Below are 16729 nucleotides of genomic sequence, written 5' to 3' on the forward strand. Positions count from 1 at the left end.
ACCCCAAACTTAGGTTTGGGGTTTTTGTTTTAAATGTAGGTTATTTCTCGTTAAGTAGTAAGCTTACTCACAACCTTGCCAACCACAAATTCATCCCAAAACCAATAAATAAACACCCCACGCCAAACATGGCGAGCGTCATAATGAACGGACGAGATCCGAATATGTCCGCCAGCTTTTTGCCGCTAAATACCAAAAGTAGCAAATACAAAAAGCTGACAAGTTGCAAAATCACTGCTAATACAAAAAACGTCAAAAACGGCTTATCGTAAGTCGGACTAACAAACTGTACAAAAAACGACAAGAAAAACAAAATCGCCTTAGGGTTGGTCAGGCTGAGCGACAACGAGCGGTAGAAGTGGTTTTGATTTGCTACTTTTGGTGGGTTAAAGCTTTGATTGGCGATGAGATGCCTGTTCTTAAATGTGTGATAAGCCCCGATGATTAGGCGTATCCCAAGGTATGCCAAATAACAGCCGCCAATAAGCTTGATGACATCAAACACGCGGGGGTAGAGCTTTAGTAGTGTTCCCGCTCCGAACACGGTCGCAAGTATCAGTATTGTATCACCCACCAAGATTCCTGCCATGGCCTGTCCGCCTGATCTTTTGCCACGAGATGCTGCCACCGATAGGCAGTACAGGCTGTTGGGGCCAGGCAAGGTAATGATGATAATCACGCCGATGAGATAGGCGGTCAGGTCTGTGATGCCGAACATGGGTTTTCCGTTTGGTTGTGATATACCTCAAGAGCGGGGACGATTTGTTTTTTGCGGCTAACGATGCCTGTTAGGCTAAATAGACCGTCTTGGGCGGCGGTGTTAAATGCCTTGGATAAGATGGTATTTTGAGTATCATCGTAAGCGATGGCATAGCCTGTTCGCTGTGCGATGTCCACGATGGCAATCATCAGATGGTCAAGTTGTTTTTCTTGTTTTAGAGTTTGGGCGGTCGTGATGAGATCGTCCATTCGTCTGGTGATTTGAGGCAGATTCATGGTCTCTATCCCGGCGATGCCCCATTTGCTCGTGCCGAATTGATATTCTTTGTAATCCATCAGCAGGATGTCGCGGGCAGATAGATGGCTGACGTCACTTTTTGCTAAGAACATGGCTTGGGCGAAATCATCCTTTTGCGATTCGCTCATGTTGGCGATAGCAAGTAGCTCTGCCACCACCATGCGATCATCATCGGTGGTGGTGGGGCTTTTTAAGTTTAGGGTGTCTGATAGAATCGCAGACAGCATGAACGTCGCCAGCAAGGGTGTGATAGTGATGGACTTTTGGATGAACATCTCATACAGGATCGTGCAGGTGCAGCCCACAGGGTAGATGCGAACGTAGGTGGGTGTAGGCGTTGATATGCCTAGCTTATGATGATCAATGATGTATCTGATATCAAAGTCTGCCAAATTCGCAATTGATTGAGCAGGTTCATTATGATCGGTCAAGCCAATCAAGTCGCCCGGGCTTAATGTGCTTAAGGGCTGATTGGGATCTAAGTAAGGCAAAATCTCAGGTGTTAAACCAACTAATTCATCAGAATAATGCTGCCAAAGATAATCCAGCACGAACTTCGTCTCAAGGTTTGGCACGCCAAGTCGATAGGGTGTGGCGGCGATGTCTTGAGCATTTAACCAATGAGCGAACGCGAACGCAGAGGCGAACGCATCAGTATCAGGAGAAGTGTGACCAAAAATATGATGCATGATAAGCCTTTATGGATTCGTGCTGTAGTTGGTAGGGTCTTTACCATCTTTGGCGGTGATCGTCTCACTAAAGAACGTCTTCATGACGTTGTCTTTGGCGGTGTTGTAATGCGCGAAGGCTTGGCAGGTGCTGATGAGATCGCCTTGCCATGTTGGGATGATGCTTTTCATTTTGCTGAATCGGTTTACCACCTCAGGCATGGTCTTGGCAAATTCTACCGCGCGCATGGCATCATCACGGTTATTGCAGACCAGCACCATGTCGCAGCCCGCTTCGATGGCGGACTTGACGCGAGCGGTGACATCGCCTGCGACATGAGCAGCTTTCATTGATAGGTCGTCTGAGAATAGCACGCCATCATAGCCTAATTGCTGTCTTAGGATGTCTTGTAGCCAGACTTTTGAGAAGCCAGCTGGCTTGTCATCGATTTGGCTAAATATCACATGCGCAGGCATGAGTGCATCGAGTTTTGATAAGTTATTTTTGAAGGTAATGAGGTCGCAGGCCCATATTTCATCGAGGGTGCGCTCATCCACCGCGTCCGAGACGTGTGAGTCAGGGGCGATGGAGCCGTGACCCGGGAAGTGCTTGCCGGTGGCTTTCATGCCTGCATCATTCATGCCATCGATAAAGCACGCTGATAGGGCGGTGACAACCTCTGGGTCGGCATGAAAGGCGCGATCACCAATAACCAGACTGCAACCATCAATGTCCATTACAGGCGCAAAGCTGATATCCACGCCCACCGCGAGTACCTCGCACGCCATTAGATAGCCTGTATTATAGGCGAGCGATAAGGCAAGCTCTTGATTGTCATCATAAATCTCTCCGAGTCGTCCCATCGCAGGCAGGGGTGTAAAACCATCGCGAAAGCGCGCCACTCGGCCGCCTTCTTGGTCGGCGCTGATGATAAGATTGGGATTGATGGCTCTCATGCTGTCAGTTAAGGCGCGCACCTGGGTAGGGTCTGCCACGTTACGCTTAAATAAAATCACGCCGCCCAATGCGTCATTTGCTAAGAAGTCCTTATCGTCGTCGGTTAGGGTCAGACCATCCACGTCCGCCATGATGATGCCAGCTGCCATAACTTACCTTAATGTAGTGAAATAAATTTGCTTATTATACGATGAATTTGGGCAAATGTATCAATCGGTAGAAATTTACTCACAAAAACCATCACACAAGCAAGGTTGAGTATGGTAAGATAATGCGAATTTTTCTTAATTTCACCGATTGATAATAACATTGGAATATATTATGAAACAGCAATTTTTATTGTCGGGTGTGGCGACCGCTGTGGTGGGTGTGCTGCTTGCTCAGAGCGTCAGCACTGTGGCGACAGCTTCGGACAAACAAGGCTTTGAGCCGAGTGTCGAACAAAAAGTCACCGCCCGTCAGGTGTCGTTGTTGCTTGATCGTGCGCACTATCTAGATCAGTCGCTAGACCGCGAAATGGGCAAAAAAATCCTTGAAACTTACTTTGATAATTTAGATGCATCACGCACTCTACTGCTACAGTCGGACGTGGATGAATTCATGGCAAAATACGGCGACACCTATGCTGAGCGCCTAAAACGTGGCGATCTGACAGCAGGTATTGAGATTTTTGAGCGTTATCGCACGCGCGCCAATGAATACTATGATACCGCCAAAGAGATGCTGGCAAAAGATGTTGACCTTCGCACGAATGAGTCCATCATTCTAGATCGCGAAGAAGCGCCACGTTTCGCCAGCAAAGAAGAGCAGCTACGCTATTGGCAAAATCAAACCACTTACGCACTGATTAACATCACCCTAAACCAAGAAGATGATAAAGCCAAGGATAAGGCATTTATTGATAATCCTGAACTGTCTCGTGGTCAGGATTTGGTTAAAGGTGAGAAGCGTACGCCGAACGAGATTTTATTAAATCGTATCAATCGTCAGCAGCAGCAGTTGGCGCGCCTAAAAGATGATGAAATCATGGAAGGTGTGCTAAATGCGGCGATGATGGCATACGATCCGCACAGCAACTACTACGCGCCAGTGCAGGCGAACGAGATGCAGATTCAGTCGAATCTACAGTTAGAGGGCATTGGTGTATCCATTCGCCCCGATCGTAAGAATCCTGATTACACGCGCATCATCAGCTTGGTCGATGGTGGCCCTGCCCAAAAAACAGGTCAGATCCGTGCCAATGATCTCATCCTAGGCGTGGCTCAAGATGGTGAAGAGATGGTGGATACCATTGGCTTTAGCACGCGTGAGATAGTGGCGCTCATCCGCGGCGCAAAAGGCACAACCGTCACCATTAAGGTCAAGCAGCCGAATACGCCTGACAGCTCAGCGCGTAACGTCACCATCGTGCGTGATGTCGTCAAGCAAGATGAATCAGGGGTGCATCATCGTATCGTTGAGATGCCGTATGAGGGCGGCATTAAGCGCGTTGGCGTGTTAGAGATTCCAAGTTTTTATCTTAATTTTCAGGCGCGACGCAGTGGCCTAAGTGCTGATAATTATCGTTCGGTCAGCATCGATACCGAAAAAGCCCTAAAAGCCTTAAATCAAGAGAACATCGATGGGCTCGTGGTTGATCTGCGCAACAACCCTGGCGGTTCACTGGATGAAGTTGCCAAGATGGTGGGCTTATTCATCAAAGAAGGCCCACTGGTGCAGATTCGAGATAACCGCGGTAACGTCCAGATCTACGCCGATAAAGACGGCGGTCGTCAGCTATATGCAGGCGATATGTCTGTGCTGATTAACCTAGGTTCAGCATCAGCGTCAGAGATTTTCTCCGCGGCGATCCAAGACTATGGACGCGGTCTGGTGGTGGGTAGCACCACCACAGGTAAGGGCTCAGCTCAGGCGCAGCGCGACGATCTGGCGCTTGGTACAGCAGTGATTACCCAGCGGAAATTCTACCGCATCAATGGCGGCAGTACTCAGAATAAAGGCGTCGTGCCAGACATTCCACTGGTGAATATCTATGAGGGCATTGAATTTGGCGAACGCGAATACAAGAACCCACTTGAGTGGGATACCATTGCAACTACTCAATATACTCCTGAGGGTAAATACAGCCAAGCGTTAATTGAGCGCCTAACCAAAGAATCCAAGGTGCGCCAAGACCAAGACGTGCAGTTTAGATACCTAAGCGAGCTCAATGCCATCCGTGCACTTGATGATGACAAAAAATCTGTCGCTGTGAACATCGATAAGCGCCGAGCCAAAGCCAAAGAAATTGAAGCTTTGACATTAAGAGCTGAGAATGCGCGTCGTCAGGCAACGGGTGAGACGCCTTATACTGATTGGGCAACCTATCAAGCAAGCGTCGATGCCTTGGCTGAAGAGCGCGGCGCAATGAAAGAGCATGAGCGCCCAAAATTGCCTGAAGAAGAAGCTTATATCTTTGAGGCGGCGCGCTTAATGTTCGATGCCAAGAAATAACACAAAGCAAAGAAATAAAAAGCCATCATCGTGATGGCTTTTTATTTGGGCTTGCAAATGATTTATGACCTGGTTGTGTTCTGAGCGTCTTTTGTGGCATCTTTGCCTTTGATGGGCAGCACAACTAAGAATCGAGTCTTGCCTTGCCATGTGTCTGTGCTAATGTGTCCGCCATGAGCTTCTACAATTTGGGACACTAGGGATAGACCAAGACCTGAACCTTTTTTCTCCTGCTTTAGGCGCACAAAGGGGCTAAAGATGTCTTTGCGCTTATCTTCTGGAATGCCACCACCCTGATCGATAAAGGCAAGCACCGCAAAGTCTGCTTCTTTTGCTGGCGCGTCTTTTTGGCGAGAGAAACGCAGCAAAGGTTTCTTGGCTGGCTTGGTTGTTTCGCTATTAATCTCAGGAGTAATCTGGGTAAGATTATCCGGAATGTTCTGCGCGCTTGATAAATCTGCCGCTTCGTACAGATAGACTTCAATGGGCGGCACACCATGAATCATGGCGTTATTTAGAAGATTTCTTACCAGATGGGTGAGTAGCTTGGGCTGCGCTATGATGATCATGGCTTCGGCGGTCAGAGTCACCTCGGGGTAATACTGACACTCTGTGCGCACCAGATCATACAGATCAACCTGTTCGGCAGCTTGCAGGGCGTGACCCGCATCAAGGCGCGACACCAACAGAATGCTCTCGACCAGATCATTAAGCCCTGTCAGATCTCGATTGATGGCTGCGGCGCGTTTGTCAAACTTTGCCTTATCATTATCATTTAGCTTATGGGCGAGCATGTCCATCATCTCAATCTGCAATCGAATGCGCGTGATGGGCGTGCGAAATTCGTGCGATGCATGAGCAAGCAGAAGGTTATTGGCGTTGATGAGCTGTTCGATTTTTTTGGCGGATTGATTGAAACCGCGTGCCAATGCTGCAATCTCATCATTGCCGTCTTCATTCACGCGCACACTAAAATCGCCATTACCGAGCTTGTCCATCTCTTGGCTCATCTGATTGATTCGCTTTGTGATATTGCGTGCAATCCACCACAGCACCGCCGCCATCATGATGATCAATAGGAGTGTGCCTGTAAATAGGTTTAGCAGACGAGAGAATGGACGTTCTTTTGGTGGGATGCGGCTTTCATACCACACCTGATAGCCTGCGCTGTTCTTGATGGTGATGTGGTGGTGCGCAGGAGAGAATATCCCAGGGGCGACATTGTCAATCCATGTGCGTTCTCCGATAAGCTTTGGGGGTAGATCGCTGTTCTCGGTCTGCAGGATGAGCTCTCCCGTGGGGCTGTATAGACCGATTTTGGCATTTAGGCTTTCATCAAAGATGTCAAAGCTTTTTTTGACCACGGCTAAGATGAACCGTGCTTTTAGCAGTTCGTTTTCTTTGGTTAGGGCTTCAGCTTGGGTTACCAAAGGGTCAATCTGTGTGACGATCTGCTCGGCAATGGCGCGCGATCGTACGCTGTCGGAGTTGTTATGCACAAGCTGAGACAGGACAATCATGGCAATGGCAAAAGCCACAATCGCCAAAAAAACGCTAATAAATAAGCGAGCGAAAACAGAGTTTGGGGCGAATTGAAATTGCTTCATAAACTTTAAAAATCACATAAAAAAGACCATCATGGCGATGGTCTTTTATCAGACAGACCTATACTTGGTCGGTCGCGAACTGGTAACCCACACCGCGCACGGTGATGATGCGTTTAGGCTGACGCGGGTTGTCTTCGATGAGTGCGCGCAGGCGTGAGATGTGCACGTCGATGGCACGATCTATGTTCTCTGAGCTGTCATCGTTTGGCATGGCTTGCCAAAGTTGTTCGCGATTTAGCACTTTGCCAGCATGGGTTGCAAAGTAATGCAGTAGCTGGAATTGGTGCGTGGTCAGGCGTACGATCTTATCATCGATGGTTACTTCGTGGCTGTCAGGAAATACGGTTAGGCGACCAAATGTTAGACTGCCAGAGTGTAGGTCGGCTTGGTTTGGCGTCTCGTGACGGCGAAGTACCGCACGAATACGCGCAAGCAATTCACGCGGCTCAAATGGCTTAGAGATATAATCATCAGCACCCATCTCAAGGCCTAACACGCGGTCAGTGGTATCACCTTTGGCGGTGAGCATGACGATTGGAACTTTATTGATGTGTAGGTTCTTAGAGCCACGAACTTTTTGGCAGACTTGCATGCCATCCATGTCAGGCAGCATCAAGTCTAGCACGATTAAGCTGATGTCGCGCTCTTTAGCATCTAGTAGGTCAAGTCCGCCTTGACCTGTGGCGGCGTGATGCACCTCATAGTAGTTCATCGACAGGTAGTCGCTGATTAATTCTGCCAAATCTGGATCGTCTTCGATAAGTAAAATTTGTTTATTCATGGATTATCCTAGTTGAGTAAGCTATTTCAAAAATGAAATTAAAATCTAATGTGTATATCTTGCCAATGTTTGCTTGGCTTGACAAGTGTTAATTTGTAGCAAATAACACCTTTTTATGAAAATTTGCGTAAATCTTCCAAGAATCGCGTAAAACTAAGTGGCTTTTGAAAATTGTCAGTAACAATTCGCATTATCGTGTATTAATCGACGACCACGCGCTTGCCATCGGCTTGCATCGGCAGTTCGACCAAGACAATTAAGCTGTCTTCGGTGATGCCTGATGCCAAGAATCTGCGCGATTCTGGCAGGTATTCGATGATGTGCACGCGCGACAGCGTAAGGCTGGCATCTTGCTTGATCACCCAGATATTCGCGGCGATGGGCGCTTGTGGCTTGTAGGGTGGGGCGTGGAGCTTAGTTAGATCAAGCGGTGATAAGTTGTTATCAACGATGGCGAACTCAGGCACGAGTGCGCCAACGCTAATCTGACCGTATTCCACGATGCCTTTGGCGAATTGTCCCGAGGTGAGTCTGTTGGCGCTGTCTTTTTTTGGTGAGATTTCAACGCTGACATCAATCGTGCTGAATGATTCTGGGCTTTCGGTCACGTGAGCGATTTGTCCGCTAAATAGCGCATCATCAACGCTGATGTCGACGGTTTTTCCGATTTTTAGATGTGGTTTTAGGTAGGCGGGCAGACGGCTGATGAACTGATATTTTGATTCATCAACGAGGGTTAGTAGAGGTGTGTTGGCTTTGATGGTCATGCCAGTATTTAGGCGTAAATTATCCACCACCCCGCTAAAAGGCGCGGTCAGTGTGATGATTTGCTCATCTTTTGATGCGCTACTGTCTTGCTCTTGTTCCGCCTCTTCATTGATCGTATGTATTGGCGCTGGTTGAAGATGAGCGAGTATGTCGCCTTTTTTGATAGCGTCACCTGATTTGACAAGAACATCAACCACCGTGATGTCGATCGGCTGAACGAGATTGGTTCTTTGGATGGGTGCGATGATGCCTTGTAAACCAAAACTGGGCTGATAGCGCGACATCTTGACCGAGGATAGATGTACGCCATTGAGAATAACCTCTTCACCGTCGAAGCGTACGGGGTGGGCGGTGATGTCATCTTGTAGGAGTTGGTCGCGCTTCTTGGCGGCGGATTCATCACGGTTGTCGATTTTATTGTCCAGATGTTCTGCCAAATCCGCGCCGCCCATGTCTTGGCAGCCGATGAGTAATGCAAAGAAATAAGGTAAACAATAAATAGCACGCATGATGATTGGTAAGACATGGAATTTTGGATTATCTTAGCATGTTTTTTATAAAAAATGAGATTTTTTGAAAATGAGAGATGACTGGCGAAATAATAAACAAAAAACTTATGGATTTTTTTGAATAATCCGTTAGGCTATAAGGGTTTAATTTAACGTGGGAGATTTTATGAGTTCTGCACATCACAAGCTTAACACCAGTTCTGTGGAACCTGTCCAAAAATATGCACTTGCCGTGCGTATCTTTCATTGGGTGGGGGCGTTGCTGATCTTGGCGGCATTCATCACCATTAACCAAGGCGATGATTTTATTGGCGTGCATAAATCCATCGGAGCTAGCTTCTTGATTTGGACGATTCTTCGCATCATTACTCGCTTTGTCACCAAAGCGCCAGCGCCCGTACCAACGCCTGCATTTCAGACGTTGGTTGCGCATTTGGTGCATCTGGCATTATATGTGGTGATGCTTGCCATGCCAATCACAGGCGCACTGATGTCAATGTATGGCGGTCGCGGCGTGAGTGTATTTGGGCTATTTGAGCTGCCGATGATCGTTGGCGTGGATCGTGATATGTCAAAACTCATGAACCTTTGGCATACTGAATTTATCTGGACGGCGATGTGGCTGCTAATCGTGGCGCATATCGGTGCGGCGTTGTATCATCAATTTCTCGTTAAGGATAATCTCATCGCCAGAATGCGCTGATGTACCTTTAGGCAACAAAAAACACCCAAATCAAATTTGGGTGTTTTTTGTTGTGAGATATTATTTGCGATCAGGTAGGCTAATGCTCATCTCAAGCATGTCAATATCATCTTCGTGGTGATGGTTGATGTTAACATTGTCTAGTTGTACACCGTTGACGTATTTATTGACCACTTCTAAGATCTCGCGCTTCATCTGCTCGATGCGATCAGTTGTTAGGCGAGTGTTTAGCCGATCAGAGCTTGCCACGATGACCTTTAGGCGGTCTTTGGCGATGTCTGCGCTGCTAGGTGTGTCATTACCCCCAAATAGGGATGCCCAGAATCCTTTTTTCATATTAGCCTCCGAACAGTTTTGCAAAGAAGCCTTTTTTCTTCACGTCTAGGTGGCGCAGTGGGCGCTCTTCACCCAAGAAACGTGCAATGATGTCATCATAGCACTGACCTGCCGCTGATTCAGGGTAGTGAATCACAGGCTGACCGTGGTTAGATGCTTCTAGCACAGCGTTACTCTCTGGGATTACACCAATCAAAGGCACGCGTAGAATCTCGTTCGCGATGGTATCGATGTCCATCATCTCGCCTTGAGCGGCGCGCTCTGGGTTGTAGCGAGTGATCACCAAGTGTTCACGTACGCTACCACCTTCCTCGACTCTCTTGGTGCGAGACTGTAGGATGCCGATGATGCGGTCAGAGTCACGTACGCTAGATACTTCTGGATTGGTGACGATTAGGGCTTCGTCCGCATGATACATGGCAAGCTGTGCGCCACGCTCAATACCTGCTGGACTGTCACAGATGATGAAGTCAAATGCTAAGTCTTCTGACAGCTCTTTCATAACAGCAGCAACGCCTTCGTCAGTCAGTGCGTCTTTGTCACGAGTCTGTGAAGCAGGTAGAATGTACAGATTCTCTAATTGCTTGTCTTTAACCAATGCTTGGGTCAGTTTGGCATTGCCACTAATAACGTCAACAAAGTCATATACGATGCGGTTCTCACAGCCCATGATAAGGTCAAGATTACGCAAGCCCACATCAAAGTCGATGATGACAGTCTTATAGCCACGCTTGGCCAGGCCTGCACCAAAAGATGCGCTCGTGGTGGTCTTGCCAACACCGCCTTTACCTGAAGTTACTACGATGATTTTTGCCACAATGGCACTCCTTAGTTAAATATAATCATTTTATCTATTAAGTTATGCTAATAAATAAAACAAATGCAAAGTTATCAAAAAATTATCTAATAAGCATAACATATTTTACCAATTTATGAATAATTTTGCGAAAAATTATAAGTAATTTCATCAGTAAATTGATAAAAAATAAACAGGTTTTTATCTTTTTAAATAAAAATGACAATTAGGTATCAATTTTGGTAAATACCAAGCCTTCTTTTTCGTCATAACTGACTTGTACCGCCTCATTGATCATCTCGTCTGGGATGTCTTCTGAGAGGCAGTAGGTGCCTGCGACAGACACCAATGTTGGGTTGAATTTCTGGCAGAAGATGCGAGCGTCTTTATCGCCTGTCGCACCCGCCACCAATCGACCCAACCCGCGACCATAGATGTGCAGGTTGCTGTCAGTGATGGCTTCAGCGCCTTGATTCACCCCGCCGATGATGGTGAGGTCGCCACCGAAGTGATGAATACTCTGACCTGAGCGCACCATCTGTGCATAGGTGCTGCTTGGCTGAGGCTGGTAGGCAGGTGCTTGTACTGGTGTGCTGACGACTGTGTTAGTATTGTTGTTAGAGTTGTTGTCAGGCTTATTAATCACCGCAGGCTTGACAGGGCGATCTTCTTTGGCTTGGATGCGTTCGAGTCGCTTGCCATCAGGAGGCAGGATGGCAAGGCGAAGTTGTTTGGCTTGGGTGTTGAGTGCGCCATCGACCACGCCAATCGGCTGCACGCCAAGCTGCCACAAGGTGTCCAGCAGTGCTTCTAGGTCTAGATTGACATCGCTGTCGATCACGATGGGGATGTTCGCGGTTGCTGAATTACCTGACAATGCATCGGTCAATTCAGCCTGAATGTCGCCTAGATTATCTGTGGTGATTTTGATTCGGCTGAAGGTCAGCATCTTGCCGAATAACTGAATGGCTTTACTCATGATAATAAACCGTCTCAATGAAATAAAATAAAACGCTAAGATTGTAGCATTTTTTTGGCGTCGAAAGAATACCGCTTTTCTTTAATTGCTTGAATCTCCAACAATATCTATCGCAGTTAGCCTTAGGCTATTGATGTTCTGATACCGCTGCTTTGATTTGTGCGCTGTGTTTCCATTGCTGAGCTTTAACTTGTTGCTCAAACGCACTCAGCGCATCTTCGACCACATTAGCAACGAGTTTTTGGAGTGCTGGGCGATTGGTGTCGATGCTTGCCACGCCTTTGGCGATCTGTACCATGAGCGTATCTAACGTCTTATCATCGAACAGGTGCGAATTCACCGAAGTGGTGACATTCTCCCCGATGTTCTTGCCGATGGTGGTGATCTGATTCTCGATGAGATTGCCCGCGATCGGGATGAGTTTTAGGTATTTTTTGAGCTCTGGGGTGTCAATGAGTGCGCGCTCAACCGCAGACCCGATGTCAGATGAAAGCTGTTCGCCAACTTGATTGTTAAAAGCTAAGCTTAGCTTTGGGCTAAGTTCTGCGCGTAGAAGCTCGAGTGTGGCATTTTCAAAGGCGTCACGGTTTTTGTCGATGGTGTCTTGGATGAGCTTGTCGTGAGTCTTGGAGCGTTTGATTTGTTCGCGGATGTTGTCGGTGGCGGTTAGAATCACTCGATCTGACAGTTCTTCTAGAATTACGCCATAGTAGAATCTGGCTGAATTGATCCAACGCTGTGGAATGACCTTGATGCCCACTTCGTGCAGGCGCTTAATGATGATGCCAGCGCGGAGCAGTCTGAGCGCACGCAAGGCAGGGAAACACGCCAACACTTCATACCAATGCACAAAAGGAAAGAAAAACCATCGATGATAAGTGTGGTTCACAATGGCAAGCACCCAGCGCACCGTAAGCTCTACCACCCACAGTAGCGTGAACATACCTCCAACTGCCGCAAGCGACTCATGATACTGGTCTTGGTACACCTGCAAAGGTGCGCCAAAGTTCATCCATTCTGCGAGCTTCTCGACGAGCGCACTCATCAGAATTTTATCTATAAAGATTAGTGTCAAGTCTACCACGAGCAGACCGAGCATCAGGATGTCGTAGCCGATTTTAAGTTTGCTTAGCTGATGATCGTCTGAATCACTGCCAAATAAAGGCACGACGTCATTAGGTACTTCGTGAGATTGTGGGATGCTTAGGTCGTCTAGGTCGGGTGTTTGTCGCATAGAATTATTACAAATTAAAAGTATTGGGCTGTTATTATGGTGCTGAGTCAAATTCAGCCAGCATCTCATCGATGCGAGCATCTTTGGCTTGCCAAATCTCATCCAGCCATGAGAACAGTTTGGCTTTTACGTCATCATTGCTGTCGTATTCGCCATTTTTTAGGGCGTTAAATAGGTCGTCTTCCATCTTGATGGGGCGAATGTCGACACCCAGACGGGTAAGTTTGCCCTGCCAAAGATCGCTGTATTCAGGCGCGCCATCAGGATAGACGAGCGTCATGTCTAAGATGCCATCTATCTGCTCACCAAGGCTGCTAATGGCAAGTGCAAAACCACCTGCTTTTGGTTTTAGTAGGTGCTTATAAGGTGATTTTTGGGCGGCGTGTTTGGCTTTGGTGAAGCGCGTGCCTTCTAGATAGTTGAGCAATACAAAAGGCTTGTCAGCGAGCAGTCCGCACGCGCGTCGTGCTTCGTCTAAGTCGCGTCTGGCAAGCTCTGGGTTTTTGGCGATTTGCTCTTTTGAATGGCGTTTCATCATCGGAAAGTCCAAAAAATAAAACGTCTGACCCACCACAGGGATGTATATCAGCTCATGCTTGGCAAAAAAACGCGTGATCGGCAGGCGACCTTCGCTGGCGTACTGAATGACGCTCGTGTCCACCCATGATTGATGGTTGCAGATGAGCAGATATTTGCCATTTGGGTTTAGGTTTTCAGGCAGGCTGATGCGCCAGTCTTTGGCAGGCAATACCTTATCAATCATGAAATTATTCGAGCGAATCCAATAATCTGCTATGCCGATGACCGCCTTGTCGGCGCGCTTTGATTTGCCGAACATCTTAGCAAGTCCGGCCGTGTAAAGTGGCGCTGACAATGCTAAGCTATTGGCTGCGATGCTGCCTGTGCCGATTGCAAAGGAGAGTTTTTGGGCAAGTTTCGGCTTGGTTTCGTGTAATTTTTGAAAAAAAGGCAGGGTCTTACGAGAATTTGCGCTCATGACTGATCCTAAAAATCTTATTTTTAATCAATAAAAGAGGCTCTAAATTGCGCAGGTGTTACAAATTGTGTAACAAAATATGAAAAATTCTGCGAAATTCAAAAATTTAAACGCATTTTATCAAATTTTGATAAAAAAACGGTAAATTTGTCCGAAAAAATCCATTGAAATCTAATTTTTGAAAAATTTTGACACAATATTACTCAGCATTTGTTTCCAAACGAACAAAATTTGAAAGGTAGATTATTAATTCTGGTGAAAAATATTACGATTTTGGCTACTTGTTGGGTAGTTTTTAGGGAATTTCGGTAAAAATCTCCTAAAATTATGGTGAATTTTTCAAGACAGATAATCAAAAGTACACTGATGAGATACACACTTACAACAGACAAGCAAGTTTTTTCATTCATAATGCAATCAAAGCAAGCGAATTAGGCATCTAATCTGCTTGAGATAACTTCAAAGATTTTAAATTTTATAAAAAGACTTAAGGAGTTTAACATGAAAATGAAACTACTTGCTGTAACAGCATTGGCATCTAGCATGGTTATCACAGGCTGTGCGACTACTGGCGGTCCAGTTGTTAACGATCAAACCAAAAAAGCCGGTATCGGCGCATTGGCAGGCGCACTAGGTGGTGTTGCCATCTCTAAAGCGACTGGCGGTGAGAAGACTGGTCGTGACGCAGCGATCGGCGCAATATTGGGCGCAGGCGTTGGTGCGTACATGGGTCGCCAAGCTAAGCAAATCGAACAACAAATGGCAGGTACTGGCGTTGAAGTACGTCAAGACTCACAAGGTAACATCAACTTAGTAATGCCAGGCAACATCACGTTCGCTCATGATGATGCAACCATCAACTCATCATTCTACAACAGCCTAAACCAATTGGCACAAACAATGATCCAGTATGATCAAACCACCATCGTCGTGGCAGGTCACACTGACAGCACAGGTACTGCATCTTATAACCAAGCACTTTCACAACGTCGTGCGGCAGCAGTATCTAACTACCTCGTATCTCGTGGTGTACCAGCACACCGCATCAGAACAGTAGGCTATGGTCAAACTCAGCCTATCGCGAGCAACGCGAACGAGTCAGGTCGTTCTCAAAACCGCCGCGTAGAGCTAACCATCAACGCACCACAAGAACTTCGTTAATTCTTGGCGTTGATCATTCAAAAACAGGTTGGATTATCCAGCCTGTTTTTTTGTGTTGATTTAATTTTTATGCGGATGATGAGACTGCTATAATGACTTATTTATCCCAAAGAGTAAATACGCTCATGCGATCAGAGCAGTTATTAAGACTACACCAAGACTTTGCTGAGCAAGGAATCGTTCTAAGCATCACCAAAAAATCAGTAAAAAACATTAACTTTCGCATGAAAGCGGGCGAATGTCATGTCAGCGCGCCAAGATGGGCATCTGAGCGTGCTGTCATAGAGGCGGTTCGAGCGCGGTTGTCTTGGGCGTTTCAGACGCATCATAAACTACAACAAAAAGCGCATTTTCACCATGCTTATGAGCGAAGATTATGGGGTGAGAGTGTGGATTTGCCCGCTGATGAAAGTCAGATTTTACGAATTTATCGGCAGGCGTTATCTTCTCGGTTGCCTGATTTGATTACCAAATGGCAACCCATCGTTGGTAGGGTCGCCAGTGAAGTGCGCTTAAAGAAAATGAAAACTCGCTGGGGTACATGTAATACTTGTGAAGGTAGAGTGTGGCTGTCGGTATATTTGGCGGCATATCCCTATGAATGCACCGAATATGTGTTCGTGCATGAGCTTTGCCATCTCATTCATGCCAATCACAGCCCATTATTTTGGGCAGAAGTCAAAAAAGCCATGCCAGATTATAAAAAATGGCATGACCTTCTAAAAGCGCGTGATGAAAGCTTGTAAGGGCGGTTATCCGTGCTTTTTGGCGTCTTCTGTCATGGATTGATGGAAGATCTCGCTTAGAATGCGCACATCATCAACGCGTGCGTAGTTAAGGCGTGTGATGAATGCCAGTCGACGATGTGGACCGGGTTCTGACAGTGGTACAGAAGTTAGGTCGTGGATGGTCGATAGCTGATCAAGTGCCATCTTAGGCACGAGCGTCGTCCCCATGCCAGACAGCGCCATCTGAATGATGGTGTTGAGGCTGGCGTCAGAGAATCCTGACTTGATCTCGCTTTTGTTCATTTGGCATACAGACAGTACTTGATCGGTCAAGCAGTGACCTTCACCCAGTAATAGTAAGTTAGTCTTAGATAGCTCGCCACTGGTGATGTGCTTGGAGCTGGAGTGTTCGCCCCCTTTTGGGAAAATCGCAAAAAAATCTTCCGCCCAAAATTCAAAGGTATGCAGACCTTCTACAGGGTATGGCAGGGCGATGATGGCGGTATCAATGTGTCCGTAGCGTACCTGATCGATGAGGCGCTCGGTTTGTTTTTCGGTGATGGACAGCTCAAAGTTGGGATAGCTTTTCTTTAGGGTAGGTAGCACCTTAGGCAGTAGGTAGGGCGCGACAGTTGGGATGATGCCGATCGTCATCGGGTAGGCAAGTGGCGTCTGATGATTGTGCGCGCGTGTGACCAAATCGCTGATCTCGCTAAAAACGCGCTGCGCTCTGTCTAGAATCTCTTCGCCGATTGGGGTGATGAGTACTTGTTTGTTATTACGCTCAAAGATCTGTGTGTCAAGCTGTTTCTCAAGCTCTGCGATGCCAAGGCTTAATGCAGACTGTGAGATATTGCATTCTTCGGCGGCACGCTTAAAGTGCTTGTGTTTGGCGACCGCCAGAGCGAATTCCAACTGACGTAAAGTAATCATAAAAGTTACCCCAATTCAAACATAAAATTATGACCCCTATTTTACACCTAAGTTTTATAA

Annotated in this window: 16 protein-coding genes; 4 read left to right on the forward strand and 12 right to left on the reverse strand. The window is 46.9% G+C overall.

The window, feature by feature from the left end:
• Positions 1-67 precede the first annotated feature (67 nt).
• The 3 genes from leuE to nagZ are packed head-to-tail and all read right to left on the reverse strand — an operon-like array spanning position 68 to position 2793.
• Positions 68-718, reverse strand: coding sequence for a leucine efflux protein LeuE (gene leuE / locus DYD54_RS01555; RefSeq protein ID WP_063513481.1), 651 nt, complete (start codon positions 716-718; stop codon positions 68-70).
• A complete protein-coding gene (locus DYD54_RS01560) occupies positions 697-1707 on the reverse strand; it encodes a manganese-dependent inorganic pyrophosphatase (RefSeq protein WP_063513482.1) in 1011 nt (336 codons plus the stop codon). The genes leuE and DYD54_RS01560 overlap by 22 nt, the downstream gene beginning before the upstream one ends.
• Positions 1708-1716: 9 nt before the next feature.
• Positions 1717-2793: a beta-N-acetylhexosaminidase gene (gene nagZ, locus DYD54_RS01565; protein ID WP_063513483.1), complete on the reverse strand. Its 1077-nt coding sequence runs from the start codon at positions 2791-2793 to the stop codon at positions 1717-1719.
• A 169-nt stretch (positions 2794-2962) separates the two neighbouring features.
• Between nagZ and DYD54_RS01570 the strand changes: the two genes are divergently transcribed.
• Positions 2963-5137 (forward strand): carboxy terminal-processing peptidase, encoded by a 2175-nt coding sequence (locus DYD54_RS01570; RefSeq protein WP_063514915.1) that lies wholly within the window; start codon positions 2963-2965, stop codon positions 5135-5137.
• Positions 5138-5199: 62 nt separating this feature from the next.
• Here DYD54_RS01570 and DYD54_RS01575 read toward each other — a convergent pair whose 3' ends face one another.
• The 3 genes from DYD54_RS01575 to DYD54_RS01585 all read right to left on the reverse strand — a co-directional run bounded on the left by DYD54_RS01575 (position 5200) and on the right by DYD54_RS01585 (position 8802).
• Positions 5200-6744: a sensor histidine kinase gene (locus DYD54_RS01575; RefSeq protein WP_063513484.1), complete on the reverse strand. Its 1545-nt coding sequence runs from the start codon at positions 6742-6744 to the stop codon at positions 5200-5202.
• 58 nt (positions 6745-6802) lie between these two features.
• A complete protein-coding gene (locus tag DYD54_RS01580; protein ID WP_036363481.1) occupies positions 6803-7525 on the reverse strand; it encodes a response regulator transcription factor in 723 nt (240 codons plus the stop codon).
• A gap of 200 nt (positions 7526-7725) precedes the next feature.
• Complete coding sequence (locus DYD54_RS01585; protein ID WP_063513485.1) at positions 7726-8802, reverse strand: efflux RND transporter periplasmic adaptor subunit; 1077 nt, start codon at positions 8800-8802, stop codon at positions 7726-7728.
• Between the two features lie 166 nt (positions 8803-8968).
• On the opposite strand from DYD54_RS01585, the gene DYD54_RS01590 reads away from it, so the two are divergent.
• Complete coding sequence (locus tag DYD54_RS01590; RefSeq protein ID WP_063513486.1) at positions 8969-9505, forward strand: cytochrome b; 537 nt, start codon at positions 8969-8971, stop codon at positions 9503-9505.
• Positions 9506-9565: 60 nt separating this feature from the next.
• On the opposite strand, the gene minE is transcribed toward DYD54_RS01590, so the two are convergent.
• From minE to yihG, 5 genes are all read right to left on the reverse strand, one after another.
• Positions 9566-9841 (reverse strand): cell division topological specificity factor MinE, encoded by a 276-nt coding sequence (minE, locus tag DYD54_RS01595; protein ID WP_046696043.1) that lies wholly within the window; start codon positions 9839-9841, stop codon positions 9566-9568.
• Position 9842: 1 nt separating this feature from the next.
• Positions 9843-10658 (reverse strand): septum site-determining protein MinD, encoded by an 816-nt coding sequence (gene minD / locus DYD54_RS01600; RefSeq protein WP_063513487.1) that lies wholly within the window; start codon positions 10656-10658, stop codon positions 9843-9845.
• Between the two features lie 205 nt (positions 10659-10863).
• The gene (gene minC, locus DYD54_RS01605; RefSeq protein WP_063513488.1) at positions 10864-11616 is read right to left on the reverse strand and encodes a septum site-determining protein MinC; all 753 of its coding nucleotides are present in this window, start codon (positions 11614-11616) and stop codon (positions 10864-10866) included.
• A 127-nt stretch (positions 11617-11743) separates the two neighbouring features.
• Positions 11744-12850 (reverse strand): hypothetical protein, encoded by a 1107-nt coding sequence (locus DYD54_RS01610; protein ID WP_115265718.1) that lies wholly within the window; start codon positions 12848-12850, stop codon positions 11744-11746.
• A 34-nt stretch (positions 12851-12884) separates the two neighbouring features.
• Positions 12885-13847, reverse strand: coding sequence for a 1-acylglycerol-3-phosphate O-acyltransferase, YihG family (gene yihG / locus DYD54_RS01615; protein ID WP_063513489.1), 963 nt, complete (start codon positions 13845-13847; stop codon positions 12885-12887).
• Positions 13848-14348: 501 nt separating this feature from the next.
• Between yihG and DYD54_RS01620 the strand changes: the two genes are divergently transcribed.
• Positions 14349-15008: a YiaD family glycine zipper/OmpA-like lipoprotein gene (locus DYD54_RS01620; RefSeq protein ID WP_084260556.1), complete on the forward strand. Its 660-nt coding sequence runs from the start codon at positions 14349-14351 to the stop codon at positions 15006-15008.
• A 92-nt stretch (positions 15009-15100) separates the two neighbouring features.
• Positions 15101-15754, forward strand: a complete 654-nt coding sequence (locus DYD54_RS01625) for a M48 family metallopeptidase (RefSeq protein WP_228703576.1) — start codon at positions 15101-15103, stop codon at positions 15752-15754.
• A gap of 6 nt (positions 15755-15760) precedes the next feature.
• On the opposite strand, the gene DYD54_RS01630 is transcribed toward DYD54_RS01625, so the two are convergent.
• Complete coding sequence (locus tag DYD54_RS01630; RefSeq protein WP_063513491.1) at positions 15761-16669, reverse strand: hydrogen peroxide-inducible genes activator; 909 nt, start codon at positions 16667-16669, stop codon at positions 15761-15763.
• Between the last annotated feature and the right edge of the window lie 60 nt (positions 16670-16729).

Source organism: Moraxella ovis (genome assembly GCF_900453105.1).
GTDB lineage: Bacteria > Pseudomonadota > Gammaproteobacteria > Pseudomonadales > Moraxellaceae > Moraxella > Moraxella ovis.

What these genes read in the sequence shown, in the direction of transcription:
- leuE (WP_063513481.1), bottom strand. Translation starts at nt 718, where the DNA reads ATGTTCGGCATCACAGACCTGACCGCCTATCTCATCGGCGTGATTATC.
- DYD54_RS01560 (WP_063513482.1), bottom strand. Translation starts at nt 1,707, where the DNA reads ATGCATCATATTTTTGGTCACACTTCTCCTGATACTGATGCGTTCGCC.
- nagZ (WP_063513483.1), bottom strand. Translation starts at nt 2,793, where the DNA reads ATGGCAGCTGGCATCATCATGGCGGACGTGGATGGTCTGACCCTAACC.
- DYD54_RS01575 (WP_063513484.1), bottom strand. Translation starts at nt 6,744, where the DNA reads ATGAAGCAATTTCAATTCGCCCCAAACTCTGTTTTCGCTCGCTTATTT.
- DYD54_RS01580 (WP_036363481.1), bottom strand. Translation starts at nt 7,525, where the DNA reads ATGAATAAACAAATTTTACTTATCGAAGACGATCCAGATTTGGCAGAA.
- DYD54_RS01585 (WP_063513485.1), bottom strand. Translation starts at nt 8,802, where the DNA reads ATGCGTGCTATTTATTGTTTACCTTATTTCTTTGCATTACTCATCGGC.
- DYD54_RS01590 (WP_063513486.1), top strand. Translation starts at nt 8,969, where the DNA reads ATGAGTTCTGCACATCACAAGCTTAACACCAGTTCTGTGGAACCTGTC.
- minE (WP_046696043.1), bottom strand. Translation starts at nt 9,841, where the DNA reads ATGAAAAAAGGATTCTGGGCATCCCTATTTGGGGGTAATGACACACCT.
- minC (WP_063513488.1), bottom strand. Translation starts at nt 11,616, where the DNA reads ATGAGTAAAGCCATTCAGTTATTCGGCAAGATGCTGACCTTCAGCCGA.
- DYD54_RS01610 (WP_115265718.1), bottom strand. Translation starts at nt 12,850, where the DNA reads ATGCGACAAACACCCGACCTAGACGACCTAAGCATCCCACAATCTCAC.
- yihG (WP_063513489.1), bottom strand. Translation starts at nt 13,847, where the DNA reads ATGAGCGCAAATTCTCGTAAGACCCTGCCTTTTTTTCAAAAATTACAC.
- DYD54_RS01620 (WP_084260556.1), top strand. Translation starts at nt 14,349, where the DNA reads ATGAAAATGAAACTACTTGCTGTAACAGCATTGGCATCTAGCATGGTT.
- DYD54_RS01625 (WP_228703576.1), top strand. Translation starts at nt 15,101, where the DNA reads ATGACTTATTTATCCCAAAGAGTAAATACGCTCATGCGATCAGAGCAG.
- DYD54_RS01630 (WP_063513491.1), bottom strand. Translation starts at nt 16,669, where the DNA reads ATGATTACTTTACGTCAGTTGGAATTCGCTCTGGCGGTCGCCAAACAC.